The sequence below is a fragment of the Bacillus sp. Nf3 genome, assembly GCF_003028545.1.
GTDB classification, from domain to species: domain Bacteria; phylum Bacillota; class Bacilli; order Bacillales; family Bacillaceae; genus Bacillus; species Bacillus safensis.
This window is the reverse complement of sequence record NZ_PYUA01000004.1, coordinates 280,913-296,078: the sequence shown is the minus strand read 5'-3', so window position 1 is coordinate 296,078 and position 15,166 is coordinate 280,913. Positions and strand designations below refer to the sequence as shown.

Annotated in this window: 17 protein-coding genes, 1 tRNA gene, 2 pseudogenes and 1 riboswitch; of the genes and pseudogenes, 8 read left to right on the top strand and 12 right to left on the bottom strand. The window is 37.0% G+C overall.

Annotated elements, in window-relative coordinates:
* The 5 genes and pseudogenes from C9414_RS14415 to C9414_RS14395 all read right to left on the bottom strand — a co-directional run.
* Positions 1-358: T7SS effector LXG polymorphic toxin (locus C9414_RS14415; protein WP_258182635.1), on the bottom strand; the 358-nt coding region annotated here is incomplete at its 3' end.
* Positions 359-815: 457 nt separating this feature from the next.
* Complete coding sequence (locus C9414_RS14410) at positions 816-995, bottom strand: RapH phosphatase inhibitor (RefSeq protein ID WP_107163882.1); 180 nt, start codon at positions 993-995, stop codon at positions 816-818.
* Positions 985-2,103, bottom strand: a complete 1,119-nt coding sequence (locus tag C9414_RS14405; RefSeq protein ID WP_107163881.1) for a response regulator aspartate phosphatase — start codon at positions 2,101-2,103, stop codon at positions 985-987. The genes C9414_RS14410 and C9414_RS14405 overlap by 11 nt, the downstream gene beginning before the upstream one ends.
* Positions 2,104-2,296: 193 nt before the next feature.
* A complete protein-coding gene (gene catA, locus C9414_RS14400) occupies positions 2,297-2,956 on the bottom strand; it encodes a type A chloramphenicol O-acetyltransferase (RefSeq protein WP_107163880.1) in 660 nt (219 codons plus the stop codon).
* Positions 2,957-3,061: 105 nt separating this feature from the next.
* A pseudogene (locus C9414_RS14395) lies at positions 3,062-3,779 on the bottom strand (sialate O-acetylesterase).
* A 167-nt stretch (positions 3,780-3,946) separates the two neighbouring features.
* Between C9414_RS14395 and C9414_RS14390 the strand changes: the two are divergent.
* The 3 genes from C9414_RS14390 (at position 3,947) to C9414_RS14380 (ending at position 5,579) form a co-directional block, all read left to right on the top strand.
* Complete coding sequence (locus C9414_RS14390) at positions 3,947-4,366, top strand: stress protein (RefSeq protein ID WP_106025270.1); 420 nt, start codon at positions 3,947-3,949, stop codon at positions 4,364-4,366.
* 467 nt (positions 4,367-4,833) lie between these two features.
* A complete protein-coding gene (locus C9414_RS14385; protein WP_107163879.1) occupies positions 4,834-5,340 on the top strand; it encodes a hypothetical protein in 507 nt (168 codons plus the stop codon).
* A 50-nt stretch (positions 5,341-5,390) separates the two neighbouring features.
* A complete protein-coding gene (locus C9414_RS14380) occupies positions 5,391-5,579 on the top strand; it encodes a hypothetical protein (protein ID WP_059377832.1) in 189 nt (62 codons plus the stop codon).
* 217 nt (positions 5,580-5,796) lie between these two features.
* On the opposite strand, the gene hag is transcribed toward C9414_RS14380, so the two are convergent.
* Positions 5,797-6,768: a flagellin Hag gene (hag, locus tag C9414_RS14375; protein WP_107163878.1), complete on the bottom strand. Its 972-nt coding sequence runs from the start codon at positions 6,766-6,768 to the stop codon at positions 5,797-5,799.
* Positions 6,758-6,943 (bottom strand): hypothetical protein, encoded by a 186-nt coding sequence (locus C9414_RS14370; protein WP_058838865.1) that lies wholly within the window; start codon positions 6,941-6,943, stop codon positions 6,758-6,760. Before C9414_RS14370 ends, hag begins: the two co-directional genes overlap by 11 nt.
* 274 nt (positions 6,944-7,217) lie before the next feature.
* Here C9414_RS14370 and C9414_RS14365 point away from each other — a divergent pair, with 274 nt between their 5' ends.
* Positions 7,218-7,664, top strand: a complete 447-nt coding sequence (locus tag C9414_RS14365) for a MarR family winged helix-turn-helix transcriptional regulator (protein ID WP_107163877.1) — start codon at positions 7,218-7,220, stop codon at positions 7,662-7,664.
* A gap of 32 nt (positions 7,665-7,696) precedes the next feature.
* Positions 7,697-8,638, top strand: coding sequence for an acetyl-CoA carboxylase carboxyltransferase subunit alpha (locus C9414_RS14360; RefSeq protein ID WP_107163876.1), 942 nt, complete (start codon positions 7,697-7,699; stop codon positions 8,636-8,638).
* Between the two features lie 200 nt (positions 8,639-8,838).
* Here the strand turns inward: C9414_RS14360 and C9414_RS14355 are convergent.
* Both C9414_RS14355 and C9414_RS14350 read right to left on the bottom strand, forming a co-directional pair.
* Positions 8,839-8,976, bottom strand: a pseudogene (locus C9414_RS14355) (porphobilinogen synthase); the annotation flags it as partial.
* Between the two features lie 181 nt (positions 8,977-9,157).
* Positions 9,158-9,577 (bottom strand): MarR family winged helix-turn-helix transcriptional regulator, encoded by a 420-nt coding sequence (locus C9414_RS14350; RefSeq protein ID WP_039177869.1) that lies wholly within the window; start codon positions 9,575-9,577, stop codon positions 9,158-9,160.
* A gap of 112 nt (positions 9,578-9,689) precedes the next feature.
* Here C9414_RS14350 and C9414_RS14345 point away from each other — a divergent pair, with 112 nt between their 5' ends.
* Entirely contained in the window at positions 9,690-10,676 is a 987-nt protein-coding gene (locus tag C9414_RS14345; RefSeq protein ID WP_107163875.1) for a YhdH/YhfP family quinone oxidoreductase, read from the top strand.
* A 256-nt stretch (positions 10,677-10,932) separates the two neighbouring features.
* Here C9414_RS14345 and C9414_RS14340 read toward each other — a convergent pair.
* From C9414_RS14340 to C9414_RS14330, 3 genes are all read right to left on the bottom strand, one after another.
* A tRNA-Val gene (locus C9414_RS14340) sits at positions 10,933-11,005 on the bottom strand.
* Positions 11,006-11,137: 132 nt separating this feature from the next.
* Positions 11,138-12,316, bottom strand: coding sequence for a cystathionine beta-lyase (gene metC / locus C9414_RS14335; protein ID WP_039177864.1), 1,179 nt, complete (start codon positions 12,314-12,316; stop codon positions 11,138-11,140).
* Positions 12,313-13,431: a methionine biosynthesis PLP-dependent protein gene (locus C9414_RS14330; protein ID WP_107163874.1), complete on the bottom strand. Its 1,119-nt coding sequence runs from the start codon at positions 13,429-13,431 to the stop codon at positions 12,313-12,315. The genes metC and C9414_RS14330 overlap by 4 nt, the downstream gene beginning before the upstream one ends.
* A gap of 78 nt (positions 13,432-13,509) precedes the next feature.
* Positions 13,510-13,631, bottom strand: a riboswitch (SAM riboswitch).
* 221 nt (positions 13,632-13,852) lie between these two features.
* Here C9414_RS14330 and C9414_RS14325 point away from each other — a divergent pair.
* On the top strand, positions 13,853-14,593 hold the full coding sequence (locus tag C9414_RS14325) for an alpha/beta hydrolase (protein WP_039177861.1): 741 nt from the start codon (positions 13,853-13,855) through the stop codon (positions 14,591-14,593).
* 52 nt (positions 14,594-14,645) lie between these two features.
* The gene (locus C9414_RS14320; RefSeq protein WP_039177859.1) at positions 14,646-15,161 is read left to right on the top strand and encodes a YjcG family protein; all 516 of its coding nucleotides are present in this window, start codon (positions 14,646-14,648) and stop codon (positions 15,159-15,161) included.
* Positions 15,162-15,166: the final 5 nt, after the last annotated feature.

Genomic DNA, 15,166 nt, shown 5'->3' with positions numbered 1-15,166 from the left:
GGTCATCAATGTCTTGAAAAATCGTTTTGAGTGCCTTTTTTTGATCCTTTACAATACTTTTGGCATTCTTGATGCCCATATGTACTGCGTTGTCTAAAAAGTGTTCTTCTACAAAGGTATCGCCGCCAAAGCTCGTATCATCAAGTGTTCCAGAAACACCTTCATGAAAGGCTTTTTGCTTATCAATGAAATTGATAAACATGTCAACATTACCCGCTAGTTCTTTATAAAAGCTTTTAATGTTATCGGCACCTTTCCCAGTAAAATTATCACCGAGGTTGGCAACACCTTGTAATGCCTTTTTTAAATCTACCATTTGTTCGCGGAGTTCCTGATAGTGTTTTGCCCTTGTATCCATGGCACTTGTTAGTGCTTTTGCATCAAGTATCTTGCCCAGAAGAAGTCACTCCCTCCTATTCTTTGACAAGGTCAATTTTACCAACAGAGGATTTGTCATGAAATAGGAGTAAAGACACAAAAACAAAACCCAGATTACTATCTAGAGTTATAGGTTACTTGTTTTTTAATAAGTGATATCGAGCTCTTCCTAAAAACACTCAAAACAATTTTGATAGATAAAAGCCCGACCCGATCAAAAGAAACAGAACATTCGTTATTGGAAAAACAAAAAAACTTGCTAGGCAAGGGTTTCAACGATGATTGAACATAAATTCTCTGAAAAAGACTAATTTATTAAGGTTTTATGATAAGCCTTTTTGAAAAAAATGTGAATTTCTGAAGAAAACCGAAAGGGTTAAACCCCAAACCCTCCCCAAAAAAAAACAGACCAGGCAGGGTCTGTTTTAATTTTTTGTTTATACGTTTTGAGAGGTTGTGTTTCGATCGATTTTTTGTGGAATAAAAGTTGTATTTCTATTCGACTCCTCCATTGTTGTATTTCTATTTGATGCTGGTTTAATCAAGCTAGCTGCTTCATATACACCTGCACCTAGAAGGATAATTGAGCTTATAACAATCATTTTTTTAACACTCATAAAGACACTCTCCTTTTTGAATATTATGTTGGGCTTGAAATGCCTTCCTGTAATATTCTGTTGCTTTCTCAAACTTTCCTCTTTTTTCATGAATAACTGCAAGGTTTTTAGTGAATTCTTCAACGAAAACAAACAACTGCTTTTCTTCAAATGTCTGAAGCATAGCTTGAATCTCTTCCTCATCATTACTCTCATATGTTGTTCTTATAGATCGTATTAATAAAATCTCGTGTGGATTCTCTTTATGAGAGACCAGCTTCAAAGCTTTATCCACTAATTTGGATGCTTCGGCATTTTCTCCAATCTTATATAGAGCCCAACAAAGGTTAACATATATGACCGATTTTATATCGTCCATACCATCTTCTGATATTTCAAGGGATTCTTGATAGTATTGGATAGCCTTTGCATACTCTTGTTTTTTTTCATAATTGTTTCCTATATTTAAAAGCACCTTGGCAATCAACCTATTATCCGCTATTTCTTCAGCGATGGAATAGGCTTTATTCAGATGTATTAATGATTTTTCATACTGCTTAAAATCATCATAATTTCCTGCTATGACAAATAAGCATTGAACTTTTCTAATCTTATATAACTCATACTGATCGTAAATTTCAAGCGCCTTTATGATGTGATGCATAGAAACATGAGTTTGTTTCATAATATAGTAGGCTTCAGCCACCTTGAAGTGAAACTCCGCTTGTTCAATATCATCGACAACCAGTGCGAGCTGCCTTTCAGCGATCTTATAATATTGAATAGCCTGTATGTATTCTTTCTTACTAAACTCATACATTCCTCTAAAAAAAGCATTATAGTATTGCAGCATACCAGAAAGTTGATGATTTGAATTTTCGATTTTATCAACCAAATCAGAAACAGAAGGTGATCGTTTTTCTGAAGGCTTAATATAATCAAGCATAAGCTGATGGCGAAAACACATTAGTTGATAGTAAATCAGTAAATCCTGGTCTTCTTCCATCCGTTCAATTTCTTGTTCTACCTCAGCTTTCAAAATCTCTGCATCGGGGACACTGAATTGCCGAATCATTTTATACCATTCATTTATTTTCACACCAACATGTGAAGAAATCACTTTCTCCATCCCTTATTCCCCTTCCACTAATTTCCCTTATATTACATTTATTATCACATGTAAGAGATGACAAAGCACCGAAAAGAAACCGCAAAAAGAACAGTTCATAACATAACGTGACTTTACACATTTCTGCTCACAACAGAAAAAGCAGACTCTACTAAGTCTGCCTTTTTCTATCAAATGACTATACCTTTGAAAATTAAGTATACAATGATTCGCTTAACCACTCTTCACAATGTTCTATAAGCCATCTTAAATATTCCACATATTGACCGGCATGATAGCCGTCACAAACAGCATGATGTACTTGAATGGCGACTGGCAAGATGATTTTTTCTTCTTCCACCTTAAATTTGCCTAACGTAAATATCGGCAGTAAATAAGTTTCATCTGTAGATACATTAAGGTTAAAAGAAGTAAAAGCAATCCAAGGCAGGCTTGAAATATTGAACATATTTTCTGGCATATGAGGTTTCGGAAATAGTTTGTTACTTTCGCTATAAGCTTCAATATCAGCTACACAGCTTTTATAAAACCGAGCAAAATTTTCGTCATAAGGCGTCCAAATACTTGAAAATGTCTTTGTTTCTTTATTTAGAATCGTATAACTAGGATGGAGAAGATCCCAGTGACCAAGTTCATCGTTCACTAGATCCATCCGAAACTCCGGTATTTTTTGCACAGCTCTTGCTAACAAATAAATTTGCACAGGATATACTTTTAGCTTTTTTTCTTTTAATATTGAATGCAATTTCGTGATATCTAAATCGATAACTAGGCTATATGAGCATCGGGTTACCTTCATATAATGATGAAAGTGCTCTTTTCTCGGATAATTTTCATCTATTTTTTTAAACATTTTTTATCTCCTCCTGAATGTGATTTCATGTATTCAGGAGGAGACTTTATCTGTTTTCACCACCACAATCATCCTTTCAAGATATATGTTATGTTTCGTCTATCACTACTGCAAGGCCTTCAGCAACTCTTCGTAAGTCATCTTCCCAAGCGTGAACTGTTCTAGTGCTATATATGTTTTCTCTACTGAGGTATTCATTCTATTATGACATTCATTCACTAACTCTTTTTCATTTGTTAACGGCTCATGTATATGTTCTTTATTTCGAAATGCTTCATAATATCTTATACCAAATATTCTCTGAGACATCGCATTGATGTGAATTCCGTCTGGGTTAGGTGCAAGGCCTTTGGCAGTAACATAATAACAATTTTCATGATGATGTGCATATTTTTTTAGTTCTTCATTCATCAGTTGATATTCCACACACCCTGCGCCAAATGCTGTTTTTCCCAAGAAATCGCCCAAACCTCCTATTACAAGCGGAATGTTAGGTACAGATAATTCAGTTCTTAGTTCATGAAATAATCTTATTATTTTTTCATAGTATTCTTTGTATTTCCCATCTTGGCTGTCGCTTTCTCCTTGATGCCATAATATCCCGACCAATTCGCTATTTTCCTTTGCAAATTTAGCTTCACTTATAGCATGACGAAATAATGCTCCATCCAGCTACCGGCCTATCAAAATGAATAGGCTCAGTCATCATTTTCCATCTGCCATTTCGCAGCATCATAATTCTTTCATTATAAATCGGAGGCACTTCATGTTTGAAGCCGCGCCCCGCCATATTTGATTGTCCAATTAGTAAAAATGACTTCATATCTTTCTCCCTCTTGCTAATTATTTTATCAAATGTGTATTCACCAGAATGTTATCATTTTACCTTTCCTTTGTTTTTTCATATTTGTCTATTTTTGTCGAAAGGATAGTAAAAAGGCATTACTTAGTGTAAGATCCTTATGCATCTATCAATCAGGAGGATCTACTATGAAGAAATATTTTGTATTATTTTTTACTTGTTTACTATTGTTAACAGCTTGTAGCAGTGCAGCATCTACTAAAAAACAGCTCACCACAGACAACATCATTGAAGCTTTCAAAAGTGCTGGGCTTGAAGCAGAAAAACCAACTGACCTTAAACAAAAAGAGTTTGGAAATATAAGAGAAGAAGGAAAAAGGATTCTCATTCCTTCTTTAGGTGAAAATGCTGGTGGAAGGATTTTTAAATTTGGAAATGAAACTGATCTTAACCAGGCCAAATCTTATTATGATGAGTTGGGCAATGCTGGATCTATGTTCTTCTCTCACACATATTCAAAAGGGAACTTCCTGCTTCAAATGAACGGAGAAATGAAGGATTCTGAATTTGAAAAATATAAGAAAGTGATGGATGAGGAAATAAAATAGTTTCATATTTTTTACTTATTGCTTCTTTAATCTTTAACAGAGAAGGGTTCTTTACGATGGTCTCTAATTGAGCTGGATCGAACCGTCACCTCTACCCAGACAAGGTAGAGGTATAGAATTCTGTCATTACTAGTGACACCCTCTAATTCACTTCTACCGTTACTACATAAGCTTTTTATCCTCCGGTATTCCTTCGTTTTTTAAGAACTAAAAATGTTACCTCTTTATTCTTAATCTTTGTTGTTTAAATTCTTTGTTAATCATGTTTTTCATCAATATGCATGCATATTGTACCGTTCAAACCTTATAACAAATAACCTATTTACTTCTTTTATTTACAAATGATAACATTAATTAGAGTAGGAGGAATATTTCTAACAGCTAAAACAAAAATATTGCATTACTAAATAAGCTTACATTCCTTGAAAGCCTAATGTCTAAAATATATTCAAAAGTAGGAGTTTATTATGGAAAAACTAAGTTCTTCTAAAGGTTTAATCTTATCAACAGTTGCAGGAATTTCTGTTTTTATATTCACACCTTTTGCAGAAGCAAATGCTACTAAAGCTCTAGAAAAAGAACAGTCCTTTTCTTATTCATCTGTAAAATTTTCTTTTGAACAATCAAAAGAGCCTACAATAGATGAGATTGCACAGTATTGGAATCTCAATGAAGATGAAACAGTAAAGTTCAAAAAAGTAATAAAAGAAGCTCAATCAAAAACATACGGAGAAGCTACTTTACACGGTAAATTCACTTCGGCTATAAAAGCAATAAAAGGAGCTTATGACCAATTACCAACTAAACTGAAAGTAATGATAGGCGGTGTAACAGGGTTAGAAACCATTCTAATCACTCTCGAACACTATACAGGCGCTCTTGAACATGGTATTTACTTAGGCGCTCTTAAAGTGACTGGAAGTGAAAATGCAGCATGGTGGGTTGCTAAAACCATCATGTTGTTCGTTTTTTAAAATGAACTAAAACACACCTAAATGGAAAACAACAAGGAGGTGCTCGGCTAGTGACACAGGAAAATAAGGCATCCAAAGGTTTGTTAATTACTTTACCCGCCGCTATTATCGCTATTGTGTTGATTTTAGGAAAAATTGATACACCTGTAACAAATATTTTATTTTATGTAGTAGCTTTTGGTGTAATGGGTTTAACTGTTTCAAGCTTAATAAAAGACTACAAAAAAAAGAAAGATTGATTACTTGTCAGGGAGCTGCTTTATGTAGCTCCCTGTTTGTTAAAAACAGGATAATGACTAACACTGAGAAATACAAAAGCCACTCTCGAATATTTGGTTAGTTGGATAGTATTATTATTTGTCGTATTCATTGGCGTTGAAGCGTCTTTTAGAACAAGACATCGAACCGAATAAAGACAAACAAAAAAAGCCCCTTTATATAGGGGCTTTTGATTTATTAACGTAATAATTGAAGTACGTTTTGTGGCTGTTGATTCGCTTGTGCAAGCATTGCTTGAGACGCTTGAGAAAGAATGTTGTTCTTCGTGAACTCACTCATTTCTTTTGCCATGTCAACGTCACGGATACGAGACTCAGCAGCCGTTAAGTTTTCAGAAGATGCACCAAGGTTGTTGATTGTGTGCTCTAGACGATTTTGAACTGCACCAAGTTTAGCACGTTGTGCAGAAACTTGTTTAATAGCTCCATCAACGATTGCTAACTGATCATCAAATCCACCATCGTCATCAGCTGCAATTGTTTCAAATTTAGATACATCGATGTCTTTAACAGACTTACCTGTCTCAACTGCACCATCTGCGTCTGTAACGCCTAAAGCAGCAGCGCTCATATCTTGAATGTTGACTTTAATTTGTTGTGTAGCATTCGCACCAATTTGGAATACTAAAGCATCGCCAGGAGTTGCTGGGACTGCAGGTGTACCTGTACTTGGATCATCTGGATCTGTCGGCGGATTTGCTGGTGTGCCAGGTGTACCTACTCCATTAAACGTACCATTTAATAATTTTTTTCCGTTAAACTCAGTACGATTAGAAATACCATCGACCTCTTCAACAAGCGCTGTGATCTCATCTTTAATTGCAGCTAAGTCTTCACCTTGCTGTGTACCAGTATTTCCAGCTTGAACGACTAGTTCACGAACACGTTGAAGGATGGAGTGAGTTTCAGTCAATGCACCTTCAGCTGTTTGGATAAGAGAGATACCGTCTTGGGCGTTTTTAGAAGCCATTTCTAATCCGCGGATTTGTCCACGCATTTTTTCAGAGATTGCAAGACCTGCTGCGTCATCTCCTGCACGGTTGATTTTAAGACCAGAAGAAAGTTTCTCCATGTTCTTTTGGCTTGCACCATTGTTTGCTGATAAACGGTTTAATGTGTTAAGTGCTGCGATATTGTGGTTAATTCTCATTTCCTATTACCTCCGTGTAATTTTTTTTAGAGAGCTTATCTGTAAAGTCCATTTGGATGAGAAGCTCTTCCTTAGAATTTTCGATTTCTAAGGCATGTGTATAGTAGTAACGCAGAGCACCTTTTGGCTCTCTTACTTTACTACCGTGTGTAACATCAGTTATGGCAATAATCATGAAACCTCCTTCTATTCATTCAAAATGATTAGTCTTGTCACTTTTACGAGACTAGATACCCGCCATAACAATGAGTATTATGTTACCTACTATAGACTGAACTTCCATATATTTTAGTTTGTGGAAATTGTTAAATTCACAAATTAGACACATTTAACAAGAAAAAATACCTCGTCCATGTTGTCATATTGGCTTATGTTAAGCTTGTGAAAAAACCTCATTGATGTATAATACAATTGATGTACGATGCATGAATTGTAGGAGGGTGACCTTTTTGAAAAGAGAAGATGCCTTAAAACTAAGAACAGATATTAAGAAAATGATTATATTAACTGGGGTTTTCGAATCTCAAAATTTGCCGAATGGACCATTTGAAAAACCTCTACCAACTTCTCAAATGATGGCGTTAGAGGAACTAGAGATGGAAAGATTAACTGTTTGGCAACTATCCAATAAACTTAGATTAGAGACTTCAACTGTAAGTAGGTTGGTAGATAAGTTAGTAAAAATGGGGCTTGTTTATCGTGAAGTAAATGAAAAAAATAGAAGAGAACTTTTTCTGCACCTCACAGAAAAAGGGCACATTACTGTTAATCGCTTAAGAGAACAATCCCTTACATTTTATCAACGTATCCTTAATAATTTATCAGAATCAGAACAAAAAATAGTTGTGGATGGTTTTGAATTATTTAATGATTCTATTTCTAAGTCTTTTGATTAGAGTGAGGTAAATCATAACCTTTGGAGGATAAAATGAGTTTGGATTTTGAACGTCCTATTATTGAACTAAAAGAGAAATTTGATGAATTAAAGAAAATGATGAAAGAAAATAATGTAGATTTATCGTCAGAAATTCATTTATTAGAAAAACGTTTAAATAAAATGCAAGATGAAATTTATTCTAATCTTACAGCTTTTCAACGAGTTCAAATTGCAAGGCTACGTAACCGGCCCACGACATTGGATTATATACCTTTATTGTTTACAAACTTTTTCGAACTTCATGGTGATCGATTATATGGTGATGATAAAGCAATGATAGGTGGTATTGCAAAATTTAAAGGAATGCCCGTTACGGTTATTGGTCATCAAAGAGGTAGAAGTACAAAGGAAAATATAGAAAGAAATTTTGGAATGGCACATCCAGAAGGTTATAGAAAAGCGCTAAGACTTATGAAACAAGCTGATAAATTTAATCGCCCTATTATTACATTTATTGATACAATAGGCGCCTATCCAGGGAAAGGGTCTGAAGAACGTGGAATTTCTGAAGCGATAGCTCGAAATCTATTTGAAATGGCTACGCTTAAAGTGCCAATTGTTTGTATTGTAATTGGAGAGGCATCAAGTGGTGGAGCTCTTGGCATTAGTGTCGGTAACCATATCCATATGTTAGAGTATTCATGGTACTCGGTAATTTCGCCAGAAGGAGCAGCATCTATCCTATGGAAGGATGCTAAGTATGCTCCAGAAGCTGCTGAACATATGAAAATTTCAGCAAAAGATTTAAAACAGTTAGGAATGATTGATGAAATCATCCCTGAAATGAAAGGTGGAGCACAAAATGATATCAAATCACAGGCACAAATGATTGAATCTGTGATCGAATCATCTCTAAAAAAATTGACACCATTATCCTCAGAAGAGCTTATTCAACAGAGATATGAAAGGTATAGACAAATAGAAAATATGTAAAGTCCGTATTACATTTAGGAGGATTCTTACAAGATAGTTCTAAATATTTTGTAAGTAACCTCTTAAACCGAATATACTGATACTATTAAAAGATGTGTGATCGGTATGAAAAAGGATTTCTTCCATCAATACTTTTTCTGAAGGTCCTCAAATAATTCCTCATAAAAAAACAGACCCTGCATGGTCTGTTTTCATTTTGCCTATATGTTTTGAGATTCTCCATCTCTCAGTCGCCGAGCCATATCTAAAGCAAAATAAGTCAAAATGCCATCGCATCCGGCGCGTTTGAAAATATTTGCATCAAGCCAACCATTCTGAATAGCTGCCATCAACATTGAATCTTCTTCACTAAAGAAAGAATTTTGTCCATTCCTTACCTAATTTCCATAAAAAACTTAATATTATATTTATTATCACATCCAAGGATTTACAAAGCACCGAAAAAAACTGAAAAAAGCTCCTGTAAAGGAGCCTTGTGATAGTTATAGATTTAATATGAAACTTGTTTATAAAAGTACATCATTGAAAATTATTTATAATGGTACTTAATGCTTTCTTTAGTACAACCTTATCATCATTTGACAAGTTTTGAAGCGCTGTCTTGTTCAGCTCAATTGTTGCTGCTTCAACTTGATCTCTAATGACTAAAGATTTTTGAGTAGCCTCTACTAAAATATTTCTTCGATTGTTTGGATCTATTGTGCGTTCAATTAAGTCAGCTTTTTGCATTTTATCTAATATTCCAGAAACGGTTGAGGCTTCTAAATATACAAGTTCTCCAATTTGTTTAGGAGATAGCTGGCCCTCTCTCCATAGACAGTTCAACACACCATATTGAGCGGGTGTCAAATCACTTTCCTCTAAAAGTTTACTAAAGTACTTGAACACTTTATTTTGACTAACACTTAGTAAAAAATTTATGCACTCTGATAATTCCATTTTATCTCCCCCACATTGACTTTACCTATAATATCATGGTAGTTTTTTAATTGAAATACTTTTGGACCAGAAATATTTTGTTATAATATATTTTTAGAGAGGAAGATACACAATGGATTCATTTAAAGCGATTCTAGTTACAGAAAAAAATGATCAAGTTAGTTATGATCTTCAAAATGTAAGTGTTAATGATTTATCTGAAGGAGAAGTATTAATTAAAGTAGCATATTCTTCAATCAATTATAAAGATATGCTGGCTGTTCAAAAAAATGGAGGTGTAATTCGTAACTATCCAATGATTCCTGGAATTGATCTAAGTGGGACTATCGTTCATACAACAGATCATCGTTTCGTAGAGGGTCAACAAGTGATTGTCACAGGTTTCGCTATGGGCATGAGCCACACTGGAGGTTTTTCTGAATATGCTAGAGTACCTGCGGATTGGATTGTTCCTTTGCCAAATAACTTGACTTTAAAAGAAGCAATGATTTTTGGAACAGCAGGCTTTACCGCAGCTCTTTCTATCATGGCTTTACAGGAAAATGGTATGAGTACGAAAAATCAACCTAATATACTCGTTACAGGGTCAACTGGTGGAGTTGGTAGCATTGCTATACAATTATTATCTAAAATTGGGTACAACAATATTTTTGCTTTAGTGCGTAAAGATCATCAAGTTGATATAGCAAAATCTTTAGGAGCAGCTGATGTCATTTTTGCAAATGAATTAGGCGAGCTAAAAAAACCATTAAACAAACAAAAATTTGACTTCGTCTTAGATACCGTAGGAGGAGATGTGGCTTCTGTGATCATTCCTCAAATTTCTTATGGTGGAAGCATGAGCATGTGCGGGAATGCAGGCGGAATTAAATTAACAACAACTGTGTTACCTTTTATTCTAAGAGGGATCAACCTTCTAGGGATCGATTCTGTAAATGTACCAATCAATAAACGCAAAGTAATTTGGAACGAGATAGCAAACGAATGGAATATCTCCCAAACGACTCTAGTCAATGAGATCACGCTCGATACGTTACCTGAAAAAATTGAAGCCATTAAAAATGGCCAACATTTAGGAAGAACCATTATTAAATATTAAGATAAACGAACTTTATTTATTTAAATTACACGAGACAAATATTGAATGTATTGATGCAGATACCCCATCCCAAACAGGTGGGGTACATCTATTCAAAAAAGAGCGGGACATGCTAGTACTAAAACAACCTCAGATATTTATCATCATGTCACAAACAAATTAGAATTTAACACTGCAGAACACTTTAATCGTTTTAACCTAAAAAAAACAACCTGCAAATAACAAAAAAACCCTTGCTAGGCAAGGGTTTCAACGATGATTCCGACTGGGCTCGAACCAGCGACCTCTACCCTGTCAAGGTAGCGCTCTCCCAGCTGAGCTACGGAATCGGGTTATGTATCAGTTCTGGGCTTTCTGTTACTGACAGTCTCTATTATATAACCATAATAATAAAGCGTCAATGGTTTTGTTTAAAAAAGGTCAAAAAGCCGGTGGCTGTGCCGGCTTTTTTCTCTCCTTCTTTATGATTGGTTCACAAGGACGGGCTTTAGTTGATCAAGTGCTTGTTTGAAGTCGCGTTTGAGGTCTTCTCCGTTTTCAACACCTACACTTAAACGAAGCAACCCATCTGTAATCCCTCTTTTTTCTCTTTCTTCTTTTGGCATAGCTGCATGTGACATTTTGGCTGGATATGACAGAATCGATTCGACTGCGCCGAGGCTGACGGCGAATACAGGTAATGTGACGGCATCCACCAATTCTTTGACTGCCGCTTGGTTTTCTAGTTCAAATGAGAGAACAGCCCCTGCTCCGCTTGCCTGCTTTCGCTGAATATCTGCACCCGGGTGATCATCTAAGCCTGGATAGTATACTTTTTTGACCGCAGGATGTTCTTTAAGAAATGAAGCTAGCTCGAAGGCCGTTTGACTAGCTTTCTCTAATCTGACCTGAAGGGTTTTTAACCCTCTTAACACAAGCCAGCAATCCTGCACGCCAAGGACCGCACCGAAGGAGTTTTGCAGTGAATAGAGTTCCTCTCCCAGCTTCTCATCTTTTACCACGGCTAAGCCTGACAGCACATCACTGTGGCCGCTTAAAAATTTCGTTGCGCTGTGCAGAACAACATCCACACCAAGGTCCAGCGGACGCTGAAGAGCAGGCGTTAAAAACGTATTATCTAAGAAAGTCAAACAGTCATGCTCTTTCGCAATCTGTACGACACCTTCAATATCTGTAATGCCTAGTGTTGGATTTGACGGTGTTTCCATGTAAATGACCTTTGTATTTGATTGAATGCCTCTTTTGACTTCATTCAAATCCGTCATATCCACAAAGGTATGCTCAATTCCAAATCTCGATAGAACTTGAGTGATCATTCGGAAAGTCCCGCCATACACATCTCTTGTGACAAGGACGTGATCTCCCTTTGATAAGAGAAGAAAAGCTGTCGAAATGGCTGCCATGCCTGATGCAAAGGCAAGCCCTCTCGTTCCTCCTTCCAGCGCCGCAATCGTATCCTCTAATGCTTGACGTGTCGGAGTCCCCGATCTCGAGTAGTCATATTGACCAAATTCATCGAAGCTGCTTTGATGAAAGGTGGATGCATGCTGAATCGGTACACTGACTGCACCTGTTGAACGGTCGGTTTTAAACGCATTATGAACGAGTTGTGTTTCGAGTGTCCAATCGTGTGTGGTCATTTGGCGTGTACCTCCTCTTTTACTTGTGATAGTGCCTGTTTCAAATCTGCTTTCAGGTCATCTACATGCTCGATGCCAACAGAGAAACGGAGCAGCTTGTTACATACACCGTTTGCAATGCGAATTTCTTCTGGGATATCCATGTGCGTTTGCGTTGCAGGATACGTAATGAAGCTTTCGACTCCGCCAAGGCTTTCAGCAAAACAAATCGTTTTTAGCTGCTTTAAAAATGGATTGACCCAGTCCTCTTTGGCTACTCGAAATGACAGCATGCCTCCCTTTCCTGGATAAAGGACATCTTGAATTTCTGGCTGCTTTTCTAAAAACTGTGCCAGCTCCTTCGCATTTGCCTCGTGCTGGCGCATTCTAAGAGCCAGTGTTTTCATTCCTCTCATTAAAAGCCATGAGTCAAATGGTGATAGAACCGCTCCAATCGCGTTTTGATGCTGGAACATGTCTTCAGACAGCTGCTCTCCTTTTGTCACCACAAGCCCTGCAAGAACATCATTATGTCCGCCTAAATATTTGGTTGCGCTATGAATGACAATGTCTGCTCCAAGCGTAATCGGCTTTTGCAAGACTGGTGTGTAAAAGGTATTATCGACAATGACCAAAGCGCCATGCTCTTTTGCAACCTTCGCTATTTTTTGAATATCTGCTTCCTGCATCAATGGATTTGTCGGTGTCTCAATAAAGACCGCTTTTGTGTTTGGCGTGATTTTAGAGCGTAAACAGTCTTCATCTGCAAAATCATCATAAAGAAAACGTAAGCCGTACTTTTTCCATTCGTTTTCAAACAAACGGTATGTACCGCCATATAGATCTGATGAGACGATGAGTTCATCTCCGCTTTCAAATAGAGCCATGATCGTTTGAATCGCAGCCATTCCCGAACTGAAGGCAAAACCGGCCGTCCCTTCTTCGAGTGAAGCAATTGCATCCTCTACGAGCTGTCTTGTTGGGTTTTTCGTTCGAATATAATCAAATCCTGTAGATTCCCCTATACCTCTATGTCTGTATGCTGTCGAAAGGTAAACGGGAGGACTGACAGTGCCAGTCACCTCTTCGCTACGGTTTCCAATCTGCGCTAATTTCGTTTCCACATGTTCTGTCATTTGACACCATCCTAAGTAAAAATCTGATTTCAAAACAGAAAACCCCTTCTTCATAAGAAGAAGGGGTTTAATCGCTTCCTCTTATCTTCCAAGCAAAAAAGCTGCTTGCTGGATTTAGCACCTTGGTACATCACATGAAGTGATGCATACCGGTTGCTGAGGTTTCAAAGGGCCAGTCCCTCCACCTCTCGCGATAAGAATGTGTTGTCTGTCTGTTCTAATTCTTAATACTGTAACCCATTAAATCTCATTTTTCAAGGGGGAATGTCATGATTAATTAAAATTTTCTGTATTTTATAACAGAATCGATGTTATACGGTTTGATTGCATGTTAGCATATAGGAACAACGCTGTTTTTCGTGTTACAATGAATGGAAACGTTTCACTTTATGATGAATTTGGTTAGCTGGAGGAATGGATTATGGTGAAGAAAACAGGAATCATTCAAGAAGAAACCTTACAGTCAAAAGAACTTGGGGCGGACATGACCATTTTGATCTATTTGCCAGTCAATTACTCCCCCCTTTATACATATCATGTCATCATTGCTCAGGATGGTCATGATTATTTCCGCCTAGGCAAAATAGGCAGACAGGCAGAAGAATTGATGCAGAACAAAGAAATGGAACGCTCGATTATCATTGGTGTCCCTTATGAAAATGTTACGGAAAGACGGAACACGTATCATCCAGACGGAACAAAGTTTGAAGCGTATAAACGCTTTTTAGCCAATGAACTGGTTCCTTATATTGATGAACACTATCCAACCTATCAAATTGGATCAGGACGTACGTTTATTGGTGATTCACTGGGTGCGACGATTTCCCTCATGACAGCCATTGATTATCCTTCTTTATTTGGCGGGCTGATTTTGCAGTCCCCTTACGTTGACGAGTCGGTTCTAGAAGCCGTCAAACAATCGACAGCCCTTTCTCATTATGCGATTATCCATCAAATTGGGCTGGAGGAAACCGCTGTAAAAACAACAGATGGCCAGGTGCTTGATTTTGTTCAGCCGAATGATGATTTAAAGGCCCTTCTTGAACAATCTGGAGCGGATTATTTATTTGAGACATTCGAAGGGGATCATAAATGGACGTTTTGGCAGCCGCTCATTGCGCCTTCGTTAAAAAGAATGCTCCCATATTCGTTAATCAACTGAATTTTGTTATAATAAACAATAATAAATACTTTCTTATTCAGGAGGGAACATGATGAAATACGGAGTTGTTATATTTCCATCGAAAAAATTGCAAGATATTGCGAACTCTTACCGGAAGCGTTATGATCCGAACTATGCACTCATACCGCCTCATTTAACATTAAGAACACCTTTTGAATTAACGGATCTAGAAGCGGCTGAGGTCGTCTCAACGTTAAGAGATTATGCAAAAAATGCTTCTCCTATTACGTTACGTATTAAAAAATTCAGTTCATTCGCTCCTGTAAACAACGTCATTTATATGAAAGTAGAACCGAACGAGGACATCATGGCGCTCAATGAAAGATTGTACGCAGAGCCACTGGCTGGTACACCTGAATATGCCTTTGTTCCGCATGTCACAGTGGCTCAAAAACTATCAGATGATGAGCATTCAGACGTACTTGGCACATTAAAGCTGAGAAAGATTGACCATGAAGAAACAGTGGATCGCTTCCACCTTTTATATCAATTAGAAAACGGATCTTGGACCGTCTATGAAACATTTATTTTAGGAGAAGAGGGTTAAAGACA